General features: G+C 56.9%; 12 protein-coding genes. 5 read left to right on the forward strand and 7 right to left on the reverse strand.

Annotation, left to right across the window (positions count from 1 at the left end; translation table 11 throughout):
* Nucleotides 1-7: 7 nt before the first annotated feature.
* Nucleotides 8-7,123 carry a LamG-like jellyroll fold domain-containing protein gene (locus A3850_RS16885; RefSeq protein WP_068219218.1) on the forward strand — a complete coding sequence of 2,372 codons (7,116 nt, stop codon included), beginning with the start codon at nucleotides 8-10 and terminating at the stop codon, nucleotides 7,121-7,123.
* On the forward strand, nucleotides 7,120-9,042 hold the full coding sequence (locus A3850_RS16890) for a T9SS type A sorting domain-containing protein (protein WP_068219220.1): 1,923 nt from the start codon (nucleotides 7,120-7,122) through the stop codon (nucleotides 9,040-9,042). The genes A3850_RS16885 and A3850_RS16890 overlap by 4 nt, the downstream gene beginning before the upstream one ends.
* Nucleotides 9,043-9,093: 51 nt before the next feature.
* Here the strand turns inward: A3850_RS16890 and A3850_RS16895 are convergent, their stop codons facing one another.
* From A3850_RS16895 to A3850_RS16920, 6 genes are all read right to left on the reverse strand, one after another.
* Nucleotides 9,094-11,037, reverse strand: a complete 1,944-nt coding sequence (locus A3850_RS16895) for an ATP-binding protein (RefSeq protein WP_068219223.1) — start codon at nucleotides 11,035-11,037, stop codon at nucleotides 9,094-9,096.
* Nucleotides 11,038-11,847, reverse strand: a complete 810-nt coding sequence (locus A3850_RS16900) for an alpha/beta fold hydrolase (protein WP_068219226.1) — start codon at nucleotides 11,845-11,847, stop codon at nucleotides 11,038-11,040.
* 157 nt (nucleotides 11,848-12,004) lie between these two features.
* Nucleotides 12,005-12,271 (reverse strand): hypothetical protein, encoded by a 267-nt coding sequence (locus A3850_RS16905; protein ID WP_068219229.1) that lies wholly within the window; start codon nucleotides 12,269-12,271, stop codon nucleotides 12,005-12,007.
* The gene (locus A3850_RS16910; RefSeq protein WP_157501337.1) at nucleotides 12,271-13,050 is read right to left on the reverse strand and encodes an enoyl-CoA hydratase/isomerase family protein; all 780 of its coding nucleotides are present in this window, start codon (nucleotides 13,048-13,050) and stop codon (nucleotides 12,271-12,273) included. The genes A3850_RS16905 and A3850_RS16910 overlap by 1 nt, the downstream gene beginning before the upstream one ends.
* 72 nt (nucleotides 13,051-13,122) lie before the next feature.
* Nucleotides 13,123-14,544: a NupC/NupG family nucleoside CNT transporter gene (locus A3850_RS16915; RefSeq protein ID WP_068219236.1), complete on the reverse strand. Its 1,422-nt coding sequence runs from the start codon at nucleotides 14,542-14,544 to the stop codon at nucleotides 13,123-13,125.
* Between the two features lie 179 nt (nucleotides 14,545-14,723).
* Entirely contained in the window at nucleotides 14,724-15,266 is a 543-nt protein-coding gene (locus A3850_RS16920; protein WP_068219243.1) for a hypothetical protein, read from the reverse strand.
* A gap of 446 nt (nucleotides 15,267-15,712) precedes the next feature.
* On the opposite strand from A3850_RS16920, the gene A3850_RS16925 reads away from it, so the two are divergent.
* From A3850_RS16925 to A3850_RS16935, 3 genes are all read left to right on the forward strand, one after another.
* The gene (locus A3850_RS16925; protein ID WP_068219244.1) at nucleotides 15,713-18,637 is read left to right on the forward strand and encodes a PEP/pyruvate-binding domain-containing protein; all 2,925 of its coding nucleotides are present in this window, start codon (nucleotides 15,713-15,715) and stop codon (nucleotides 18,635-18,637) included.
* A gap of 72 nt (nucleotides 18,638-18,709) precedes the next feature.
* Nucleotides 18,710-20,023, forward strand: a complete 1,314-nt coding sequence (locus tag A3850_RS16930) for a serine hydrolase (protein WP_068219245.1) — start codon at nucleotides 18,710-18,712, stop codon at nucleotides 20,021-20,023.
* Between the two features lie 133 nt (nucleotides 20,024-20,156).
* Complete coding sequence (locus A3850_RS16935; protein WP_068219261.1) at nucleotides 20,157-20,588, forward strand: energy transducer TonB; 432 nt, start codon at nucleotides 20,157-20,159, stop codon at nucleotides 20,586-20,588.
* A 71-nt stretch (nucleotides 20,589-20,659) separates the two neighbouring features.
* Here A3850_RS16935 and A3850_RS16940 read toward each other — a convergent pair whose 3' ends face one another.
* On the reverse strand, nucleotides 20,660-23,470 hold the full coding sequence (locus A3850_RS16940; protein WP_157501340.1) for an Npt1/Npt2 family nucleotide transporter: 2,811 nt from the start codon (nucleotides 23,468-23,470) through the stop codon (nucleotides 20,660-20,662).
* Nucleotides 23,471-23,558 lie beyond the last annotated feature (88 nt).

Genomic DNA, 23,558 nt, shown 5'->3' on the forward strand with positions numbered 1-23,558 from the left:
TTTCACCATGACTACCACGATATCTCTACGTGGAGGGTGGCTCGGTTGGCTGATCGTCCCACTGCTCCTATCCCTTTACGTCGCACCCGCGGCCGCGCAAAATGCTGCTCCCGAAACGGAGTGTAACCCGACCGAAGGCCTCCCCGTAGCTACGGGCGAAGTCTTCCTGAACTACGGCGCCGTAACCAACTCCTTTAGCCTACAGAGTAGATCTAGTTATTCACTGGGCCAACCCATCGTCACCCGCATGCTGGGCCAACGCAACCTGAGTGAAGGCGGCTACTGGTCCCGCTTTTTGCTACCCCCGCAGGCACCAGTCGTCCGCGCGACGCAGGGAGACTTTGGCGACCGCATTCAGATCAGCTGGAATTTGGACCCACTGAGTGCAACCGCAACCCGCGGCTACATCCTGACCCGCGACGGCAACTTCCTGGCCGAGTTGGAACCGGGAACGTCGAACTTTATCGATTTCAACGTGCAGCCCGGCGAATTTTACGAGTATAACGTACAGGGGCGCAATGGCTTCGGGACGGGATCGGGCGGTATCTCGGTCGGGTTCACCAATCCGAATGGCGTCGTTTCCGGCCGCGTTACCTCCCGGCAGGGGAACCCGATTTTTGGGACGACGGTGACCCTGGAACCCTCCATCGGTCGCGCCCTTTCCTTTGACGGCGACCAGGACTACGTATGCCTGAGCCACGATGCGCGTCTTGACCTCGAGACCTTTACCTTTTCTGCCTACATCCGCCCCGATGCAGCTGACCAGGGTGGAATGATCATTGACCGGGGGCACGATCTCAACCGGAATTTTTGGGTGCAAGCGAACGCCGGCGGCGGCTCCGCTGGCGTAACCATTGGATTGGGGAGCACTGCCGGATCTGAGGAAGTAAATATTCCTTTTCCCGGGGTTGGCGTAGGCGAATGGGTCCACCTCGCCCTGGTGTACGACGCGGGCACGCTACTCGTGTACGTCGACGGAAACTTTGCTGGAAGCACGCAGGCGGCGATTGATTACGAACCGGCCCTGTTCACCCTTGGCCGAGATCGCGCCGGGAACAATTCGTTTACCGGATTGATTGACGACGTCCGCTTTTACGATCGTTACCTAACGCAGACGGAGATCATGCTTACCAAAGACATCAGTGCCTCGCGCAGCTCCGCGGGCTTGGTGGCGTACTGGAAGTTCGACGAAGGCATTGGGGAGAAAGTATTCGACACGGGAGGCGGCGATATCGATGGCACCCTTTTCGGAAATACGACTTTCACCAGCCAGGCAGCCCCGGTAAAGAACGGTGCCTTCACCGATGAGGGTGGCTACTATTCGATTGACGGGGTAAACTACAGCGGGCAGGAAACCTTCACCGTTTCGCCCAGTCAAAATTTTTACGACCATACCTCACTGGAATTCAACGCCACCCGCTCTTCCGAGGTCCGGCTTCCTGAGATCGCGTGGTCGGACTCCGCAACGTTGGAGATCACCGTTCGCCCATTCGTGGCGGATGGTTTGCAGACAATCGCCAGCACCCAGAGTGGCGACTTTACGCTGTCCACCCTCGATGGCACTCTGCAACTACAAACTCCGAATGGCGGTACCCAACAACTCGGGGCATTGCCGCAGGACCGCTTCAATCACCTGGCCTTTGTCTTTGACGGGCCGAACCAAACGATCGCCTGGTTTTTGAATGGCACCCGCATGGGGCAGGTGCCCGGCAGGGTGGCTACCGGAACCCCGGCCACCGCCTGGACGATTGGCAACCACGCTACCGAAGCGGACCAATACTTTACTGGTCTGATCGGTGAGTTCGCCCTATTTGACACCCTCGTGAGTGTTGCGCAGCTGCAACTCCACGCCTCTCCCCTGATCGGTGATAATATCGTCAGCGGCATTGACGCCGGTGATGGAAATCTGGTAGCCTATTTCCCTTTTGACGAGGCGAATGGCAACGTCGTCGAAGATTACGGCCCCAGTGCGCTTGGCAGCGGAACGGTGACCGCGGCTACGTTTAGCATTAACGATTATCGCCAACGCGCTACCCCCCACGAGTACCGCCCGAGCCAGCGGGTGATCAACCTGAACGGTTCGAATACGGCCGTCGGTAACGTTGACTTTACGGATGAAAGCACCATCCCCGTATCCGGCGTCGTGCGCTTCAGTAATACCTTTTGCTACCAGGATAGCGTACAGATTCTGGCCAATGGGCTCCCCCTGAGCCCACCCGTATTTACCGACGCCCAGGGGCGCTGGAGCACGGAGTTGGAGCCCGGAGCGTCCGTCACCCTAACCGCTAATTTTCCCGACACGACCGGAGATCACACTTTCACACCCACCTTTTTTGAAACACGGAATATTACTCGACCAATCGCGGGGGTTTTATTTCAGAACACCACCAAACGCCGGGTCATCGGCCAGGTGGCGGGTGGCGCCTGCCGGAAATCGATCAATGATCCGGGCTTGCCCATCAAAGTCAAACTGCAGAGCCTGAATGGTTGCTACGCCGTCACCCAGGAGGTAGAAAACCTCGCCGGGGAGTTCGTATTCACTGGCGTACCACCCATCCCGGTTACCGTCTCCATCGATCAGATTCTACCGGCCTACGAACGCCTGAAGGATGATGGTGGACAGCAAACAGACCTGCGTCAGGCTGCCAGTGACACCATTGACTTCATTTATTACGCACCGCCGAACGTCGAGATTTCAGACTTCCCGGAACGCGAATGTGGTTTGAAGTACATCGAATCATCCTACGACGAAAACCTGAATAAGCGGTACACCAACCGGATTCGCGTTTACGAGCAGTACCTCTACGACCGTTGCTACCTGCGGGATAGCCTGCAATTGCGGATCGACAATCAGATCGCCGATGCGGTTCCATTCGACACAATTGTGCGGGACACGGATGTTTTCGTCCTGCGCTACCCCGCCGGCATTCCCAACTTCGTGGGGAATAATTTGAAGCGATTGGTCGTCACCGCCACTAACGTTACCGGAAATGCCTCCAATGAATTGGGTGTAGTCGTCACCGGCCGCAAGCCGCGTGAGGGGACGTTCACGACCGTCGACCCACAGTACCCACTCTTCGTACTGCGGGCGCCGCCCGGAGACCAATCTTCGGCTACGCTGGAGGCGGGTACGACCATCTGCTCCTCCAACAACAGTGGCAACGTTTTCATCAATGAGAATACGGGGACTAAGGTCATCGACGCTTCCCCGACCAACATCATCAATACCGGAGCGCCTGGCGTCACCACCGAATTCGCCGTCGAAGGTGGTGTGGACACCAAACTTAAGATCGTCCAGAAAACGAATAGCCAACGCACCTCTACCAACGAGACCTGTACCACCTTCTTACGCACCGTGAGTACGGCAAACGGGGAGAACGTCCCCCACAGCGAAGGGCTTGGCGATGTGTACGTAGGCATTGCCGCCAATATCAACATCACCAATAATGACTACCTCTACGTTGATACGAGCCAGTGTAGATTCCGGGATGACAGTACGCGCATCACTTTTAATCTGGACAGCTACGACACGGAGTATTTCTACAGCGAGTGGCAGTTGATCACCGACGTGATCCCCCAACTCCGCACGCCACCCAACCCCATGAACGCAGAGGTCTTCGAAAGAAACCTGGAGTCCGCGGATAAGTGGGAAGAAATCATTGCCAACAACAAGTACGACAAGGAATCGGGTAGGCTACTGAAGAACTACACCTTTGACGGTCTCGTCAGCATTGAGGAATCGCTTAGCACTTCGGAGGTCTATTCTTTTTCGCACAACACCGATATCACTGCCACCGCGGAATTTGCCTTGTTCTCCGGTATCGAGATCAACGACGCCGGCACCAAGATTGGGCTGGAAACGAATATTGGCGGCGGTTTCAATTTCGGCGGTGGCAATTCAACGGATTCCACCAGTACGATCTCCTTCGTGCTTGCCGACGATGACCCCAACGATAACTTCACCGTCGACATTCTGGAGGGAGGGACCTACCCTGCCCCCATCTTCAAACTGAGATCCGGAGAAAGTATGTGCCCCTGGGAACCGGGAACGCGGAACCGGGAAGAAGTGGGTTTCAACGTTGACCGCAATACGGCGCTCAACGTACCGGAAACCCAGCCGGCGGTCTTCAAACTTCAGCTGACGAACGAAGGCCAGACCGGTGCTGACCAACTGGTCTATTCCGTCGGCGTGGTGGATGGCTCGAATCCCTTCGGAGCTACCATCCGGCTGGATGGCACCACCCTCAACACCCGCCCCCGCGACTTCCAGATCGGGCCGGACGAAACCATTGAACTGACCCTCACGATTGACCGGGGGCCAGAGGAATACAATTACGACAGCATTGGCATCTTCATGGCTAGTTCCTGCATGTTCGACCACTCCGAAGCTTTGGGTTACGATCTGTCAAACGTAGCCGATCCGGCGATCTACGCCGACCATCCCAATCGCGATATACCCCGAGAAGGGCCTTACGCCCGGACCGATCTCAACAAGTTCTACAAAGAATACCGCCTGAACGTCCAGTTCCTGGAGCCCTGTACGCCGATCGACATCAACTTCCCCCGGCAGGACTGGGTGGTTACGCCGGATGACAACGCGAGGCAGGCCATTACCGTCGTAGACTACGATTACGATGATCCCGACTTGGATACCGTAAGGATCCAGTACCGCATCACCGGCGGTGACGGGAACTGGATCAACATCGCCGAACTGCCCGCGGATACCTTCCTGAACAACCCCGTTTTCTATACCCAGATCTGGGATATGGAGGAGTTGCGGGATGGCCCCTACGAGATCCGGGCAACGGCCACCTGTAAGGACCTCAACCTCACGCCCGGTATCTCCAGCGTCATTCAGGGCCGCAAGGAAACCCAGGCGCCCAGACCTCTGGGCACCCCCGAACCAGCCGACGGGGTACTCAACCCCGGCGATGAGATCAGCATCTCCTGGACGAAGCGGATCAATTGTGGACTCATCTTCCCCGCTGACGGGATCGGTGCCGACATTAGTATCAACAACCTGGCGCTCATTGATAAAACGACCGGTGAGCTGATTGACGCAACGATCTCCTGCCGGGAGGACAAGATCATCATCGTTCCCAACGTGCCCCGACGCTTCATTGAAAATCATACTTTGGGCGTGGTCGCGAATGACTTTCAGGACCTCTACGGAAACGAATCCGATTCAATCCACTGGGAGTTCTTCGTCAACCAATCCAATCTGTACTGGGACGGTGGACGCATTGATGAGACCGTTCTGGAAGGTAACAAACTCGTCGTCACCCGGCAAATTCGTAACCAGAGTGGTGAAGTGACGGACTACCAAATTCCGGACGTCCCCGCCTGGATGCAGGTCTTCCCCAGAACCGGAAGCCTGGGCCCCGGCGACCGCCAATCGGTCACCTTTGAGTTCCCGGCGGACCTGCTGGCCGATGCCTACAGCGATACGCTCAACATGGTAACCGTGGACGGAGAGGAACCCCTCATCGTTGATCTCCGGGTGACCTGCGAAGGGCCTGACTGGAAGATCAACCCCAACGACTTCAGTTTCTCCCACAGCCTTACGGTAGAATTAGACATCGAGGGCGTGCTCTCCGATGACCGTGTGGACCTGGTGGGCGCCTTCGTCAACGGCGAGCTCCGCGGCGTTGCCAACATCCGCCGCTTTGACGAAATCAGCGGTTCGAGCCTCGTAAATCCCAACCTCGCCTTCCTGACGGTCTACAGTAATGTGTCCAGCGGCGAGACGATCGATTTTCAGATCTGGGACGCCTCGGCCTGCCTGTTGTACGGCAAAACCATTGAGCGCATCCCATTTGTCGCCGATGGTGTCGAGGGGAAGCCACTCGCGCCCCTCACCATCCATACGACGGGTGAGCTCCTACGCAAGATCTATTTCAACCCCGGCTGGAACTGGTTCTCCTACAACCTGGATCTTCCGGATAATAGCGTGAACGGCACTTTAGCAAGTCTTTCGGGCGCTGCCGCAGGTGCTACGCTGAAGGGGCAAGGGACGTTCGCCATTTACTCAGAACAAGCCAACCTCTGGTTTGGTAACCTGACGGCGACGGACGTGACCACCATGTATCAGTATCGATCGCCGGTGAAGGACTCCCTAACCCTCATCGGAACGGCCGTGGACGTTGATCAACCCATCCCCATCCAGAGTGGCTGGAACTGGATCGGGTACCTACCGAACCGGGGGCTACCCGTAGGCACCGCCCTCTCCAGTCTGGAACCGGTCAACGGCGATATCATCAAGAACCAGTTGACCTTCTCCCAATACGTAGCGGGCGTCGGCTGGGTCGGCAACCTCAACTTCATGAGTTCGCCCAATGGCTACCTGTTACGACTGAGCAACGCGGGTACCCTGCGCTACCCTGATCCCGAAGCCAACTCCTCTAACGGGCTGTCGACTTCGGAAGAACTGAGTCCCTTCGCTGCGGGTGAGCTACACATCGACACGGAGGCTCGGCAGAAGAGCCTGGATTCCATCCCGGCCCACTGGTCAGTCAATCCCGCCAACTACGAAATCTCCATGAACATGGTGGCTGTCGTAGCGGAAGGTGCCGATAACCTATTGCTAGAAGAAGGAGATGAGATTGCCGCCTTCGTCGACGGGGAGATCCGGGGTGCAGACCGGGTCCTTTACGTCCCCCAACTCGAGCGTTACCTGGCCTTTCTGACGGTCTTCGCCGCCGAGCCCGGAGAGACAGTTACCTACCGTTTTTATGACCGAAGCGAAGACCGGGAAGTGCCCCTAACCGAAACGACTTCCTTCGTTACCAACGACGTGATTGGTCTGGTGAGTAAGCCCTTCGTCTTCAATCTGGGCACTACCTCTGTACGCGGTGGCGACCTGGAATTGGACAGAAACATTTTCGTCTATCCGAACCCGGCGCGGACGGTGGCCAACATCAGTTTCTCCACACAAATTGGAGATGCCTTCGTGCTAACGATCCGCGATATCGTTGGGCGGGAGCTCTACCGGCACACGAGTGAAGCTACCGTGCGGGAGAACGTCATCCAATGGGATACCGACGACGTACCGGACGGGATCTATTTCATCACGTTGGAGCACGGCAAGGCCCTGCGCAGCGCAAAAGTCCAGGTAAAAAGATGATAACTTCCACTGTTAACCGCTACGGCTACCTTAGCCTGCTCCTCCTGCTTTACCTCGCACCCGCGGCAGCGCAAAATAGTGCGCCGGGGTGGAGTGATCCCGAGGCAAGTGACTTTGCCAACTCGATGAATATTACCGCATCGGTACGCTACAATGGGGAGGCGACCACCACTTTACTCGACACCGTGGCCTTCTTCATCGATGGTGAATTAAGGGGCCTTGGCGACCCGTTGAACGTCGCGGGCGTCACGGATGGCACGCTCCATCTGGCTACGGTTTTTGCTAACAACGAGCAGGATGCAGCCGTAGAAATACGCGTGTATCACGCCGCAACCGATAGCGTGTACGTAGTGGACCAGGGGCTGCTTTTTGACAACCAGGCCGTAATTGGTGGCTTTGAAGACCCCTACGAAATCCGCATCACCAACGGACCGGGAGGCGTCGGAAACGGTACGCTTACGCTAGCTGATCTGCCCGAACAGACCACCACCGAAGGCGTCCCTTTTCCTGCGCTGGACTTAGCACCTTTCGTTACGAATAGCTCTTCGGGGGCCATTACGTTTGAGTTAGCCAACGCGCAAGCGGGCATCACTTTCAGCGTCGATGGTACCAATCTACTAGCGGTAGCTGACGATGGATTTACGGGCCAGGCTCAGGTAGACGTGATCGCCACCGAATCCGCAAATGGCCACTTGGATATCAAACCCATTACCTACATCGTGGAAGGCGCCTTCATCGGGCCTTCCTGGACGGGAGTTCCCGATCAGGTCGCCGAAGAAGGAGAAGATTTTGGTCCGCTCGATTTAAGCTTGTTCGTTAATGTGGGGGAGAGTACGGACCAGGTGTACACCTTCGTACCCGTCCTGTCTCCCTCACCAATTGAGCAACGCCCGGACCTGGTGAATCCGACTAACTTCTCCACAGCCATGACGCTGATTGCGCGGGTTCAGTACACTGGTGAGCTCCAGTTTCTCGACAATCAGGACCAACTGGCCGCTTACGTAGACGGCGAATTACGCGGCGTCGCTGATCCGACCCCTCTCAACGGAGAGAACCTATACTTCCTGAATATTGGGACGAATGGAGTCGCCGACGAGGAGTATACGCTGCGCTTTTATAGCGGCACGGAGCAACGCGTATTCAATTGGCCCCTTTCGGCAACCGTAGTCAGCGGAGGGCAGTCCGGTGCTGTTTTCGACCCTACCGTAGTGGATTTATCCCCAATCACCTTATCCGTAGATACCGATACGGGGATGAGCACTGCAGCACGGATCGCTCCGGAAATCAACGGCCAGCTGACGGTTGATTTCACCGTAGCCGATCAGGAATTTCCGGAGGCGACCATGGCGACCGATCGGGTGGTGTTTACGGCCCTCGGCGCTTCGCTCCCGGTAAATTTACTGTCGTTTACTGCCCGTAACCGTAAGGATGCCGCCGCGGTATTGGACTGGCGTACCGAAGCAGAAATTGACCTAAGCCACTACGCCGTAGAGCGTAGTACTGATGGGCGCTACTTCACTACAATCAGTAATGAGCCAGCAAAATCCATTGATGGCCAGCTGCGGTACAAATTCGTTGATCAGGATCCTCTTCCGGGACTTAATTACTACCGGTTGAAGATGATCGATTTGGACGGAAGTTTCACCTACTCTCCGGTTGCGGCTGTAACAATGGTTGGACCGAAATCAGGACTAGTCCTTTATCCGAATCCGGTGGTCTCCGGAGGCATCATTTCATTCTCTGGTCCAACCGCGGGCGGTAGATTAACCATTCTTGATGCGGCGGGGCGGGTTGTTTTAGTTAAGCGATTGGAGGCAAACTCCCAGGTACAGTTGGGGTCGCTCCCGACCGGTTTATACCACTATCGGCTCTCGGCGACGGGTGGCGCTGACTCATCGGGTAAGCTCGTAATTAAATAGTCAAGTACCGCAACGCATATGCTAGCTAGCCGTAGGTACAAATGCACCTGATCACTCCTCCAATTCCTTCCCCAGTGCGGATTTGAACCGCTCCAATCCCACCCTCAACGCCTCCACCACCACCAAAAACTTCACGTGGTCATCCTTGCCCAGGGCCGCCGCGCCAGCGGTGAAATTAGCCTTGATGCTCTCCAGGTGGAACACGCTCAGGGTACTCGTCAGATCGTGCTTGAGTTGCTTGAATTTCGCCTTGTCAAACGTTTGGGCGCAGGTATCCAAAATATCTAGGCTGTCCGTAATGTCGGTGCGGACGATGCGGAGAAACTTAAGGTAATCTTCTTCCGCGCCGGCGAAGAGATCCAGCACATCCGTAAAGTCTAACTCGCTTGGCTTTTCGGCTGCTAATTCGGGCGCTTGAATCTCAGATTTCTGGATGGCACCCCGTTCACCGTACTGGCGGATGATGTGGTGGAGGTACTCCGGCTCGAAGGGTTTTACGACCAGGCTGTTGATCCCCGCATCCAGCATCTTGGCACTGACTTCTTTGGAGGCGGAAGCCGAAAGGGCGATGAGCGGCGTATTCCGCACGTCCGGGTTCTCGTGAGCGCGGATACGGCGAGCTAGTTCGTAACCATCCAGTTCTGGCATCTTCAGATCGAGGAGAATAAGGTCGTACACCTGTTTATCCAGTGTACGCAACGCATCGATTGGTGAAGTGAACTGATCGTACGGCAGCTTCCACTCTTTAAAGTAGCGGGCGTTGATCAGCAGGTTGGCTTGGTTATCATCCACGTTGAGGACCCGCAGGTGGTTGAGGGGTGGTAACAGCTCAACGGGCGTCGTGCGCCGTTCGTGGCGGGCGATCTGTTGTTGGTTGGCGGCCTTCAGCAGGAGCGTGAAGTGAAATTCGGTCCCCTCCCCTTCCCGGCTGTTTACCTTCAGCTCGCTTCCGTAAGCTTTAAGGAGCCGCTGGCAGATGGGCAGCCCCAGGCCCGTCCCTCCGTAGTCGGCTTGGATACTGCTTTTTGCCTGGACGAAGGGTTCGAAGATCCGATCCAGCCGGTCTGGCGCAATGCCCGTTCCGGTGTCACGGACGTGGAAGGTCAGTTGGTGCTGGCCGTCCTCATTCGCCTGGTATTCTAGTTGCAGCTTGATTTCGCCGGCGGCGGTGAACTTGGCGGCGTTGCTCACCAAGTTGTTCAGGACTTGCAACAGCTTCTGGGCGTCGGCCATCACCAGCGGGACGTCCGTTAGGGGTTTAGATCCCACCAGCCGGACGCCCTTTTGCGCGCACTGGGGCGCGTAGGTATCTACGACCTGATCGATCAACTGGGTCACCTTAACGGGGCGGAGGTCAAGCGTAGCCATCCCGCTCTCCAGTTTACTAAGGTCGAGGATGTCGTTGACGATGGCCAGCAGGCTGCTACCCGCGTTGCGTAGTACATTGATGAAGGGTAATTGGTCCTCTCTCGGGTCATCCTTGTACAGAAAATTACCCGCCTCCAGGATGGCGTGGAGCGGCGTCCGGATCTCGTGGCTCATCGACGAGAGAAATACGTTCTTGGCCCGGTCTCCCGCCTCCGCCTTTTCACGGGCCTGCTTCAGGACGCGTTCGTATTCGCGGCGGTCTTTGGTGTGCAGGAAGGTGTAGAGAAAGCCTCCCTCCGGTGCGGAGGACCGACATGAATTGACCAGTACCGGTACCCGCTCCCCCGCTTTGGCGACCAACTCAAAATTGATCTCCCGCAAGCCGCCCTCCATTTCTATTTTGGGTGAGTAGTGTGTTTCGAAATAGATCTTTCCGCCGATGGATAGCAGGTCCAGGAAACGGCGGTTACTCGTGATTTCCTCAGCGGAATAGCCCAGCAATTCAAGGCACCTTTGGTTAGCGTACAGAATGCGTTGGCGGGCATCCACGCAGATCACCCCACAGGGCAGCAGGTCGTAACTGGCGCGTTCCGTAACGCTCGGGTATGTGTCGGTAAGTTTATCCACCTAGGCGGGTACGGATGCTTGGGAGAGAAAATTGCGGATGGCCTGCGCCGTCTCCTTGGGGGCGCTCAAATTGGGGCAGTGGCCGCGAGCCTTAAGCGATACCAACTGACTGTTGGCCAGCTGTTCGTGAACGTAGCGCGTCGCCGGTTCGGGAGAGATAATATCTTCGTTGCACTGCAGCACCAGCGTTGGCGTAGTGATGCGCTTTAAGTCCGCGCGGTTATCGGAGGTGAAGGTGACGCGGCCGAAGAAATTAGCGATGTCCGGGTCCATCTTACAGAAGGAGGTTGTCAACTCTTCCCCGAGCTGTGGCCGCTCGGCGTTACCCATGATGGCGGGGGCCAGTTGGCCAGACCAGGCTACGTAATTCTCACCCATGACCTCGAGTAATTCTTCGATATCCTGCTCACTGAAGCCTCCAACGTACTCCCCCTCGTTGATGTAACGAGCGGAGGGGCAGATCATCACTACTTCACTGAAAAGATCGGGGCGCTTAGCGGCAGCGAGGCCGGCGATCATCGCACTGACCGAATGGCCGATATGGATCACGTCTTCCAGACCCAATTCCTCACAGATGGCGATGGCATCATCGGCGTACCCCTGTAATGATTGGTAGCGGCTACGGCTGAATTGCTCAGCGGGGTAAGCGCCACTCCCCGCAAGGTCGTACCGCACGACGCGGTAGTCGTCAGCAAAAGCAGTAACTAGATGGCGGAACATTTCCTGACCGCACCCGAAGCCGTGGCTCATGAGCAGGGTACGCTCACCGGAACCCGTCACGGTGACGTTATGCAGGGGAATCAAAGACATGCTGGATAGTTGGTGGTCGAAACAAAGCACATCGCGTGCCGGGTAAAACGACAAGGTAGGGTGTTTAAACCCGCATTCCACATTTTGGATTCGCACTTGCCAGAAAATGCTGGTTTTCGGACAACTTTGTTAATTCAACCATGACCTACCCCGTGTCCTACGCCCAAAGCGCAGAGGCCGTGATGGCCAGTAAAAAGGCAACGCCTAATGCCGTAATGATCCAGGCAGACTTCGCAGCTAACCGGCGAACGAGAAAGTAAAAGGCTACCGTGATCAGACCAATGACCAACGGTACCCACATCAAGACGAGCAAGGCCATCCCGGTACCATCCTCGTAGGGTGCATAAACGATGGCCACCGTAGCGGCAATCACCGCAGCGGCTAGCGCAAGTAGATTGTACGTATTGTTTCTGAGCGTTTCCATTATTGACCTTTGAAATTGGGTTTACGCTTCTCTACGAAGGCGGCAGCGCCCTCGGCAAAATCCTCCGCGGCGCTGGCCCGGCCAAACGCTTCCGCTTCAGCGCCAAAGTCACTCGATGCATAGTAGGCATTGATGGCGGCAATGGATTCCCGCACGGCAATCGGGCCTTTCCCGGCGATGATCCGGAGCAACTCTATCGCCTTATCCCGCGCTTCGGCGGCGGGCAGGGCGTAGTTGACTAGCCCGATCCGGTGGGCTTCGGCCGCGTCGATCATGTTACCCGTCAACGTTAATTCCATCGCCTTTCCCTTACCGATGAGTTGGTTTAAACGTTGGGTACCGCCGTAGCCGGGGATGATCCCCAGGTTCACCTCGGGCTGCCCGAACCGGGCCGTTTCCGTCGCTACCCGCAGGTGACAAGCGATCGCTAATTCGCAGCCACCACCCAGGGCAAACCCATTAACGAGGGCCACGACCGGCACGTGAAAACGCTCAATCAGAAAGAAGACGGCCTGCCCGTTTTCGGCCATTTTCTGGCCACTTCCGGCGGCGGCAACGCCGATAAACTCTTTGATGTCCGCCCCGGCCACGAAGGCGCGGTCGCCACTTCCCGTCAGCAGTACCCCGCTGATGTCAGCGCTATCCTTATAGTCACGGCCGAAGAGGTCCGCCAACTCCCCCATCGTTTGCTGGTTGAGGGCATTCAGGGCTTTGGGCCGGTTGATGGTTACGTGCAGGATGCGGTCCTCGAGGGATACGTCCAGATTCTGATAGATCATTGGTAAAGTTTTGTGCAGATCGAAAGTAGTCAGCCGGCCCGTGGTTATCCCTTTGGGTGAAGGCGAAGTTATCTAGGAGGTAGCGTAGAAAAGCCCCGCAATGCAACCCGTCATCAAACAGGCGATGGTGCCGCCTAGGAGAGCAATCAATCCCAGATCGGTTAGGTTCTTCCGTTGCCCGGGGGCGATTGCGCCGATCCCACCCACCTGAATGCCGATACTGGCAAAGTTGGCAAAACCACACAAGGCGTAAGCCGCGATTAGTGTGGATTTAGGTGAGAGCGTAACGTTCGGATCCGCCTGAATGCCCCGGAATACGTCGTAGGCTACGAACTCATTGATGACCGTCTTCAGCCCCAACAACTGCCCGATGAGGGTGATGTCTTCCGTCGTCACGCCAATAATCCACGCCACGGGCGCGAAACACAGCGCGAGAAGGTAAGTAAAGCTGAAGCCTTCAAAACGGCCGGCGGTAGCGGCGGCAATCTCCTGGTTCCAGGTCGTTCCGGCCGTAACCGCTGCGTCCCAACTGTCATTGTCAAGGCCCATAGCCATCCAGTTGACGATGTCAGTGGCACTGACGAAAATGACATTCAGCATGAAGATCAGCGCGGTAAAGACGAGGAGCATGGCGCCTACATTCACCGCCAGTTTGAGCCCGTCGGTGGTCCCCTTGCTGATGGCGTCCAGCAGGTTATTGGAGTCATCGGCGGCCATCTCCAGGCGGTTATCTTTGGTTGGGGTCGGGGCGCCATCCGGACCTACCGCGCTACCCGTCACTGCAGCTAGTTCGTCCTTACTCTCGGGGAGCAACATTTTGGCGCACACAATTGCGGCGGGGGCCGAAATGATGCTGGCCGTCAGTAGGTGCTTAGCGAAGAAGCGCTCCGTCTCCAGGTCTCCCTGGCCGAGGAAGGCAATGTAAGTCACGTACACCGAGCCGGCGATCGTGGCCATTCCCCCGATCATCATGCAGAGCAATTCCGAGCGGGTCATCTTTTCGAGGTAGGGCTTCACGACGAGGGGTGCTTCCGTCTGGCCGATGAATACGTTCGCCGCAGCGGCCAGGCTTTCCGGACCGCTCAGGTTCATCGCTTTGCTGAGCAGCCAGGCCATTCCGTAAACTACCTTTTGGAGGATACCCAGGTAGTAAAGGATAGCCGATAAGGCCGAGAAAAAGACGATCGTGGGCAGCACCTGGAAGGCGAATATGTAGCCGAAGGTATCCATCTCCGTCACCAAACCAGAAAAGAGAAACTGACTGCCCGCGGCGGAGAACTCCAGCGTTTTGCGGAAGCCATCCGAAATCGTATCGAAGAGGCCGTTGATGAAGGGCACCTTCAAAATCAACAGCGCCAAAACGAATTGCATCGCCACGCCGATCCCCACCAGTTTCCAGTTGATGGCGCTCCGGTCCTTACTAAATAGGTAGCAGATACCGATCATCACGGAGAGGCCGAGAGCACAGCGGAAGATATCGTAGGCAAGCGTCATACCCGCGAAGGTACGTAAGAGCAGGCAGCCGGGCACACGGCAATTTAACCCCTTCGCGATCCGGTATTACGGGTTATCCGCGCACGAAAAGCCCCGCCCGGCAGGATACCGAACGGGGCGACTATTTGATGAGATTACGAAAGCTTTTGAGTGGTTTCGCTAGGTGTCTAAGCGTGCGATTACAACGGGCTGGCCACTACGGCAAACGTCGGCCGGGCGGTCAATTCCACGGGGGCGGGAATACTGTCATTAGTCGTTATGGTAACGGTGTAGGTAGCCGACTCAGCGAGTAGCCGGTCCGTCAAATCCACCTGGTCCACGTCGAGTTGCACCCGATCACCACTGAGGCGCTCGCCGGTGAGGTCCGCCAGCTCTAGGTCAGCAAATCCGGGGGCGGAGAGCGTTGCGGTGACGTCATCAATCACGCCGAAATCAACCGCGGCGTTGGCGTCACTGATCAGCAGTTCGATGCTGATGAGTCCAATGGATTTGACCCGCTCATCGTCAATGTCTTCGGCATCCAATTCAGCCTTAACGTCGCTAGGAATATCCGCGGCCACGACGGAGAAGGTGCCCGCTTCGTCCTGCGCGGGGAGGGTGAAGTTGATTTCGGAGCCCTCTACGTTGAAGGCGATGTCCGGCACGGCGTCCTCGATGAGGTCACAAGAAGAAGCCATCAGGGCGGTCACGGCCAGGAAGGCCAAGAGAATACGGTGGATCATGGTAGGTTGTTTTCCCCTTCATTGCCCGGGTGGGCCAGGTCGTTACACCTCCCCTCTTTTTTTCGTCCATCTAATTAAGTCTTTCCATTTGGGCGCTGCCGCAGGTGTCAGGTAATTGGGAATGGGATTCACCCTAAAGCTTAGGACCAATATTGGATGAATGGAACAACTCCTGATGCAGAGGGATACCGTCATCAACTGAAGAGGTGGTATCCAGGTGTCCTTTTCACCCTCTAAATAAAAGCCCAGTCCTAACCGCTTTCCATCGCCGGTGGACCCGCAGGGGACGCCGCCCCGTCTCCACCGCACCCGCGGCAGCGCCCTACCCCATCTAACTTGTCCCCCAAGAGTCCAGCGACATATTCCACTGGTTAACAAACATCCAGTCTAAAATAGGATTCTAGGTTTACGGACTTCCCTCACTACGCTTTCCAACACCGATCTTGATGCCGACCAGAGCCTTACTTACCTTTTTTGCACTGTCCCTGAGCCTGGCTGCCTTCGGCCAGACCGACGTGGCCGCCCTCATCAAAGAGTACCAGGAACGCGACCGCGGGCCTTACCAGGACATCCGCTGGTTCTGCGCTGACGGAAGTAACCGCCACCCCCGCGAAGGCTGCGCAACGCCGAGTAAAAACAACTTTCAACACGCCCGCTACCTGCCGGAAATCGTGGAACTCGGCGAAAACGAACACCTCTACCTCGCACAGATCCTGACCAATACGGACAAGGACGACTTTTGGGACGCCGACCGGAACCACAGCAGGATGATCCAGTACCAACTGGGGAATTACCTGGCGGCCATCGACGACGGCTGGATCAACCGCAAGGGACAGTACTACCGCGGCGCCTTCCAGGTGGAGGACGAAATGGCCTGGGGCCGCGACTACCTGAACTGGATGATGGGTAAGGAAGAAGCCCTCCGCGAAAACTTCTACCTCGTTCGCCAAAGCCTGAAGGACATCCCCCACCGCAAGGATGATGACCTGACGCAGAAGGTCCGTAACGATTCCAAAGCCATCGCCGATAAGTACGGCAAATTCATGGAGCTCCGGATCAAGATCCACGGCCAACCCGAAGGCAAGGACGCGGACGCCGTCGAGAAATTCCTCGCCGAAAACAAGGAAGAGCTGGAGCGCCGCGACCTCGCCAACAAAATGCGCGGCCTCATTCGCGACATCCGCACCGCCTACGTCGACCGCGACATCGTGGCCGACATCGACGCCATCAACCGAACCATTCCCGCCTCCGCCAAGAGCAAACTGCAGGACGATATCGCTGCCTTCGTGCAGTACCACCGGATGAGCAAGGACGACCCCGCCGAGGGCGCCGAAGACCGCATCACCGCCGCCGCCGACCTCATGCTGAAGATCCGCCAGGAACTCATCGGCGAAAGCAAATACTGGCGCCTGGAGCCGATGGATATCAGTGTCGCCCTCGAGAACCTGATCTTCAGCACCGCTCACCACTGGGAACCGAAGAACACCCGCGAGCAGATGGAGAAGATCTGCTACCTCGGCAAGGCCGCCGCCGGCGCTGGCTTCGTGGAAGAGTGGGAGTGGAACGAAGCCGCCACCCAACTCGGCGACCCGAATGACCAATACGTCTATCCCCGCGCCGCCAATGACTACCTCGACGCCGCCCGCCGCTACGTGGAGTGGGGCGTGAGCACCAACCGCGCCACCTTCGGCGATGACGTCGAGCGCTACCTGGAATTCGAACCCAAAGCCGTTGGGTTTTTGGATAACCGCATCCGGGGCTCCGTCCTGCTGCCCCTCGGCAATACCGTGGGTGAACTCGGCGACTGGGTGGCCCGCGTAAGTAACCTGAAGAACGCCGTGTTGGACCTCCCGAACCAGGGTTCCATGCGGGGTCTCAACCCCGGCTACGCCCGTGGAAAGTTGCACGTCATCGAGGGTAACCCCGAAGAAGTGGAGGTGAACCCCAACGACATCTTCATCTTCGCCACCCCACCGGCGGACCTAAAGCCCGTCGGCGGAATCGCGACCGTAAATGAGGGCAACATGGTCAGCCACGTACAACTGCTGGCCCGTAACCTGGGCATCCCAAATGCCGTCCTGACCGACGAGCAATTTGCCGCCCTCAAGAAATACGACGGCCAGGATATGTTCTACGCCGTCAGCAACCGCGGCACCGTCAACATGCGCCCCGCCTCGGAAATGACCGACGAGGAAACCGAACTCTTCGCCACCCGTGAACGCAGCAACGAACGCATCACGGTACCTACCGACGCGCTTCGGCTGGACGTCAACCGCCTGCTCAATATGCGGGAGATCCGCAGCAAGGACAGTGGCAAACTTGCCGGACCAAAAGCCGCTAACCTAGGGCAATTAAAAGCGCTCTTCCCCAATGAAGTGGTGGAAGGCCTCGTCATCCCCTTCGGTATTTTCCGCGACCACATGAACCAACGGATGCCCGGACAGGGCGGCGTTAGCTACTGGGAATTCCTCAACGCTAAATTCAAGGAAGCTAAGGGCATGGAGGATAACGGGATCGACGCCGCCACGGTGGAATCCTTCTCTCTCCGCAACCTGGCTACCCTGCGGGACGCCATCATGCAGATCCAGATCCAACCCGAACTGGTGCGGGCCCTGCGGGATAGCTTCCGTACGGTACTGGGCGATGACCTGGGCCGCGTCCCCGTCTTCCTCCGGTCGGACACCAACATGGAAGATTTGGCCGACTTTACCGGAGCTGGTCTTAACCTAACCGTCTTCAACGCCGTCGAGGAAGAGAAGATCATGAATGGTATCCGCAAGGTCTGGGCCAGCCCCTACACGGAGCGAAGTTTCAAGTGGCGCCAACGCCTGCTGTTGAACCCCGAAAACGTATTCCCCAGTATCCTAATCATCCCCAGCGTGGACGTGGATTATTCCGGCGTAATGATCACCAAGGGCGTCAATTCCGGATTGGACGGCGACGTGACCGTTGCCTTTAGCCGCGGTGCCGGTGGTGCCGTCGACGGCCAGGCCGCCGAGGCCTATCGCCTCCCCTACGCTGGCGGCAATACCCTACTCACTCCCGCCCGCGAACGACTGCACCGCCGCCTGCCCGCCACGGGGGGTAGCATCATGGTGCCAGCTCCGTTCAACGAGCGCGTACTGAGCGAGCAGAACCTGCGGGACCTTAGGAACCTGTCCGTTAAAGTAGAAGAGATCATGCCCGAAGCAACCGGCGAAACTGGCGCGATCCCCTGGGACGTGGAGCTTGGTTTCCAGAACGATAAGATCTACCTCTTCCAGATCCGCCCCTTCGTAGAGAACCAACGGGCGCAGTCCTCAGACTACCTGGAAAAGATCAGCCCCCAACCCGAAACGGACATCAACCTTGACCTGGAAGCGGCAATCTAACGCATACGTTCAATCCGCCAAAATTACTGGCGGTCAAGACTTTACATTAATCGACTTACCGAGCAAAGCATTATGAATTTTAAAAAATACCTCATCCCGGCCACGCTTACCCTGTTCTTCGCCGTGCTGATGCCTTGGCGACCTGCTGAAGGTTACCCAATCCTGGGTGGCGTGGAGCGGACCAACATTCGCCGACTCATCAGATTGCAACGGATGGACTCCGCGAAGCTCGTCCGCACCCTACCCTACGGTAGCCGCCATGGGATCGATTACATCCGCCTCAACCTGATGGACCGGCCCATCGACAGCAACCTGATTGCGCGTAGCCCGGACCTGGAGGCCGAACTCGAAAAGCTGATTCCCAACGGAGGCCGCGCCTACTCGCTGGCGATCATGGACATCACCGACGGCCGCGAACCGCGCTACCTGGAACGGAACGCTACTCTCGGCTACCAGCCGGGAAGCGTCGGTAAACTCGCCGTAATCACCGCCCTCATGTGTGAGCTGGAAAACGTTTACGTCGACGACGTAGATGCCCGCTGGGAGTTACTCAAGAATAAGGTCGTCCGCGGTAATCAGTTTGCGGTGTACGACCACCACACCATTCCCGATTACGATCCGGAAACCGATCGTTACAGCCGGCCCCGGGCCCGCCCCGACCACGAATTCTCCGTCTACGAATGGGCGGACCACATGCTCTCCGTATCCAATAACGGCGCGGCGAGCATCGTCTGGCGCGAGGCCATTTTGATGCGGGTGTTCGGCCCCAAATACGTGGACCTCACCCAGGAAGAAGCGGATGAATACTTCCGCACTACCGACCGCCGGCGGCTGCGGGATATTTCCGAAGACGTCGTCAACGGCCCACTCCGCGCGCTGGGCATTCACCACGATGAGTGGCGGTTGGGCACCATGTTTACCCGTGGTGCGAGTGGCATCGTTCCGCCCAAGGGTGGCAGTATCGGTACGCCCCGCGGTCTGATGAAATGGATGGTCGCCCTCGAAAGCGGTAAGATCACCGACGCAGCTTCCAGTCTCGAGATCAAGCGCCTGATGTACATGACGGATCGCCGCATCCGCTACGCCCACGCCCCCGCCCTCGATAGCGCGGCGGTGTATTTCAAATCGGGCTCCCTCTATGGTTGCCTCGCTGGCACCAGTTGCGGCAAATACCGCGGCAACCGCATGAACTACATGAACTCCCTCTGCATCGTAGAACAACCTGACGGCACGCGTTATATGGTCGCCCTCGAAACCAACGTACTGGGCAGAAACTCTGCCTACGATCACCAACTCCTGGCTACCCGCATCGATAACCTCATCCGTAACAGCGCGGAAAAATTCGAGGATCCACCGGAAGATTTGGGTGATGCACCCGAGTTATAGCATGCATATCATTTCTGGGCGCTGCCGCAGGTGCGATGGAATGGATGGAACGCAGAAAAGGGTGACCGAATGAAAGTTAGCCAGCGTCCACCAAAAAGGTGACGATACGCATCTACCGGGAAAACCCTTCCCTATGAGATCCCTATTCTACGTCCTGTTTACCTTCTTTATCGCCAGCTTGAGCCTCTTCGGCCAGACCGACCCCATCCTCGAAGAGGTCGACCAAATGCCCCTCTACAAAGCCGTGTGTGGCGACGGCGAGGACCCGAAATTCTGCGCCGACCGAGCGATGCTGCAGTACGTTTACAGTAGCATCGTCTACCCTAAGCAAGCCGTAGCCAAGGAGGCGGAGGGCATGGTCGTGATCTCCTTCGTCGTCGAGAAGAACGGTATGATTTCGAACCCAACGATCTACCGCGACCAGGTAGGCTACGGCGCGGGTGAGGAAGTCCTCCGTATCGTACGAGCGATGAACGACAACAACCCTTCCTGGAAGCCCGGCATCCACGAGGGCAAGCCCGTTCGCGTTGAGTACAAATTGCCCGTCAAGTTTAAGCTGAGCTAAGCGAAATAGCCATACCACTGAAAAGGGGCTGCCATAACTGGTAGCCCCTTTCTAGTTTTGCTTACTCCTGATTATGCGGTAACCCGTTGCGCCAATGCCTGCCCCGCCAACTTCCGCACCTTTGCGTGAGGAGACTTCGTCGCCAATTGGATGAGGGGTGTAAGATCGGGTTGTGGATCATTCGCTAGAATAAAGAGGACGGCGGCCTTCAGCCGTTGGTCCTTCCCCTTGAGGATGGTGGAGAAGTAGAGGTTTTGCATCACCCGGAGCTCTCCGCCCGATAAACCACTGTTGCCATGAGTAACGGCGAGGCGATCCCGCACCTCCGTCTCCACGAGCGGAATGATGATCTGCTTGAGATCGGTATCTAATAGGTTGTCAAGAAATTCTAGGGCACTGGTCCGAACCCCCGGTCCCGCCTTCACCAAGCCTCGATAGATGGGAATAATGTCTTCCGGAGAATAGTAGAGACCGAGTAAGCGGAAAAGGCGATCCAAGCCCCCTTCCTTTCGCTTTTTCAGCAAACGGACGAGCGCTTGCCTACCCTTCCCCACCTCGTCGGGCCGGTTCCCAATCACGGCTTGCTGGTTCGCGTAGAGATTCTGGATGAGCCGGTACTTCTTGGCCTCACGCTTGAGGTAACGGACGACTTTACGTTTGGGAATGCCCAGTGAGGGATAATCTCGCCGAATGGCATTAAGGCTTTTCAGCACCTCCATACGCAATTCTAAATCCATGGGGTGGTACTTATCCATCATGCTGAAGAGCAGGGCCACCGTTTGAGCGTCGGGGATACGCTCGATCACAGAAGGAATACGGCGCATATCCACCACGTCAATGACGGCTTCCCGTAAGTACTTCGGGAGAATCTTGATGAAGGCCAGATCGTATTTGATCAGGGCTGCCGTGGCGTGCTTGCGGAAGGCAGGCTTAGAGAGAAAGTCAATCAAGGGTAAGAGCCACCGCTCGGCCAGTGACTCCCCCGTTGCGATAATGGCTACCCTGACGACCTCTGGATTGCTACTCTTCAACTCCCGGGCAATAAACTGATTGCCCAGGGTACTGCCGGACCGACCCGCTGCCACCAAAAGGTGAAGGCGCCATTTGAAGGAGAGATCGGAAGGCATTTCATCCAGCCGTAGGACTTTCTCCGCGAACACGTCTTCCAGCTTCCATCGCTTACGCAGGGTGCGGTTACCGTCGGTTTCAATGAGGAGGTCAATCAGTGCGAGGCCTGCGATTTCCGGGTCGTCGTGGTTCAGTTGCCGTTTAATGATGGCTTCTGCTTCGGATAAGTGGTTGTTGATGAGATATTCCAGCGCTGCCTTTTTTACGACGAGTTCCTTATCCTCCAACATAAAGACGACGAGATCATAGATATCCACAGCACCGCTGACGGAGAGGTTATGCAGCGCCCGTGCTTTGACGACTGGGTTCTCGTGGAACAGCAGCTGTTCCGTGGGCTTGAGGAACTGGCTATCCTTCAAGTTTTCCGTGCGGTCGAGTACGTACAGCAGCTTCTCGGTGTCAGTTGCCCCCTGCCCCCCGGCTTCCAGTACCTTCAGGAAACCGGATAGTACCTCGCCGTGATTATTCTGTTTGACGGTTTTCTTGACCTTGGTGATCTTCGGCCGGAGGTGGGCCAACTGGTGGCGAAACGCGTCCAGGTATTCTTCTTTAACCGCCAGTACACATCCTAACCAACAAAGGGCAAACAGCAGGACAAAGGGGCTAATGTGAGCCGGCCGTAGACCAAGTGAGTTGATCATGAATAAGAGCAGTAGCCCGCCAATGCCACCAGCCGCGGAGTCAATCAATACGTCAATGTATGTCTTGATCCGCTTTTTGACGTGGGCATCCACGGGCAGGTAGAGCATCTCTACGCCCGCTCGGTGAAGGCTTTGCTTCAGGCTTCCGTCAACGCACCGGCTAAATACTGCCGCCCCCAGCGTGGGGATGATCAGCATGATGATGGCCCCGAGCCCTAAGCCAGCGGGTAGGAACAGAAGTGATCCACTCACCCCCAACCGCTGCAGCACCCGTTGCGTGAGGAGTAGCTGAATGAGTAAACCCACCACGTTAAACGTCGAGAACCAAAAGCCAAAGAAGGCCGCCAGCCGGTCCGTATCGGCGTACCGGGCTGAAGCCAAAGCACTGAATTGGTAGTCGACCAATTTGGCCGTGATGACACTGAAGCCAATGATGCCACACAATAGCAATAGATGCCGGGAACTGAGGATGAGCTTATGCGGAGGCTCCTTTTGCGCAACGTCCTTTTTCGACGGCTGCGATCGCGTGCCCGTACGCCGTAGAACGTACCTGCGCCACACGTAGTAACTGATCAGCAGCACGGGAATAAGCATCGACGCAGCGATGATCAGCAGAATGCGGATACCGACGGCTTCCGCCAGAATACTCGCCAGATACCCACCGGCAATGCCGCCCGCGATAGCGCCAGCTCCAATCGGACCAAAGAGCCGCTTCGCCTGGCGGATGTCGAACACCATACTGGCGATCGACCAAAACTGGGAGGCCGCCAGGACGCCAAACAGGGCCACCCAGAGATAGAGCGCCACGGCCACGAAGTCCTCCGTATGCCGCATGGGGATCAGGAAAACGCACAGGAGAAGCGTCGACATACAGATTCCCAAACTCCACAGATTCACCCGGAGGATGGAGAAGTACTTAACCGCAAAAGAGTAGAGTGTACTGACAATGGCCGCCGCGATCGCCGTAGCGATGTAGGCGTACGGCAAGGCATCCGCCCCGAATCGATTGACGAAGTAGGCACTCCCCACCGGCTTGGTGATGAGCAGCACGGCGATGATCAAAAAGATCTGTAGTTGCAACAGCAGCACCGGCCCCCACTCCCCCGGGCGCACCCGCAATAACTTACCGAAAAATCGTTGAATAGGCAGGATACCGAGTTGGAGTTAGTGGCACGAAATCAGCGCTGGGCGCTAAGGGCTA

The sequence above is a fragment of the Lewinella sp. 4G2 genome, assembly GCF_001625015.1.
Classification (GTDB): Bacteria; Bacteroidota; Bacteroidia; order Chitinophagales; family Saprospiraceae; genus Neolewinella.

What these genes read in the sequence shown, in the direction of transcription:
- A3850_RS16885 (WP_068219218.1), top strand. Translation starts at nt 8, where the DNA reads ATGACTACCACGATATCTCTACGTGGAGGGTGGCTCGGTTGGCTGATC.
- A3850_RS16930 (WP_068219245.1), top strand. Translation starts at nt 18,710, where the DNA reads ATGAATTTTAAAAAATACCTCATCCCGGCCACGCTTACCCTGTTCTTC.
- A3850_RS16910 (WP_157501337.1), bottom strand. Translation starts at nt 13,050, where the DNA reads ATGATCTATCAGAATCTGGACGTATCCCTCGAGGACCGCATCCTGCAC.
- A3850_RS16905 (WP_068219229.1), bottom strand. Translation starts at nt 12,271, where the DNA reads ATGGAAACGCTCAGAAACAATACGTACAATCTACTTGCGCTAGCCGCT.
- A3850_RS16920 (WP_068219243.1), bottom strand. Translation starts at nt 15,266, where the DNA reads ATGATCCACCGTATTCTCTTGGCCTTCCTGGCCGTGACCGCCCTGATG.
- A3850_RS16900 (WP_068219226.1), bottom strand. Translation starts at nt 11,847, where the DNA reads ATGTCTTTGATTCCCCTGCATAACGTCACCGTGACGGGTTCCGGTGAG.
- A3850_RS16915 (WP_068219236.1), bottom strand. Translation starts at nt 14,544, where the DNA reads ATGACGCTTGCCTACGATATCTTCCGCTGTGCTCTCGGCCTCTCCGTG.
- A3850_RS16935 (WP_068219261.1), top strand. Translation starts at nt 20,157, where the DNA reads ATGAGATCCCTATTCTACGTCCTGTTTACCTTCTTTATCGCCAGCTTG.
- A3850_RS16925 (WP_068219244.1), top strand. Translation starts at nt 15,713, where the DNA reads ATGCCGACCAGAGCCTTACTTACCTTTTTTGCACTGTCCCTGAGCCTG.
- A3850_RS16890 (WP_068219220.1), top strand. Translation starts at nt 7,120, where the DNA reads ATGATAACTTCCACTGTTAACCGCTACGGCTACCTTAGCCTGCTCCTC.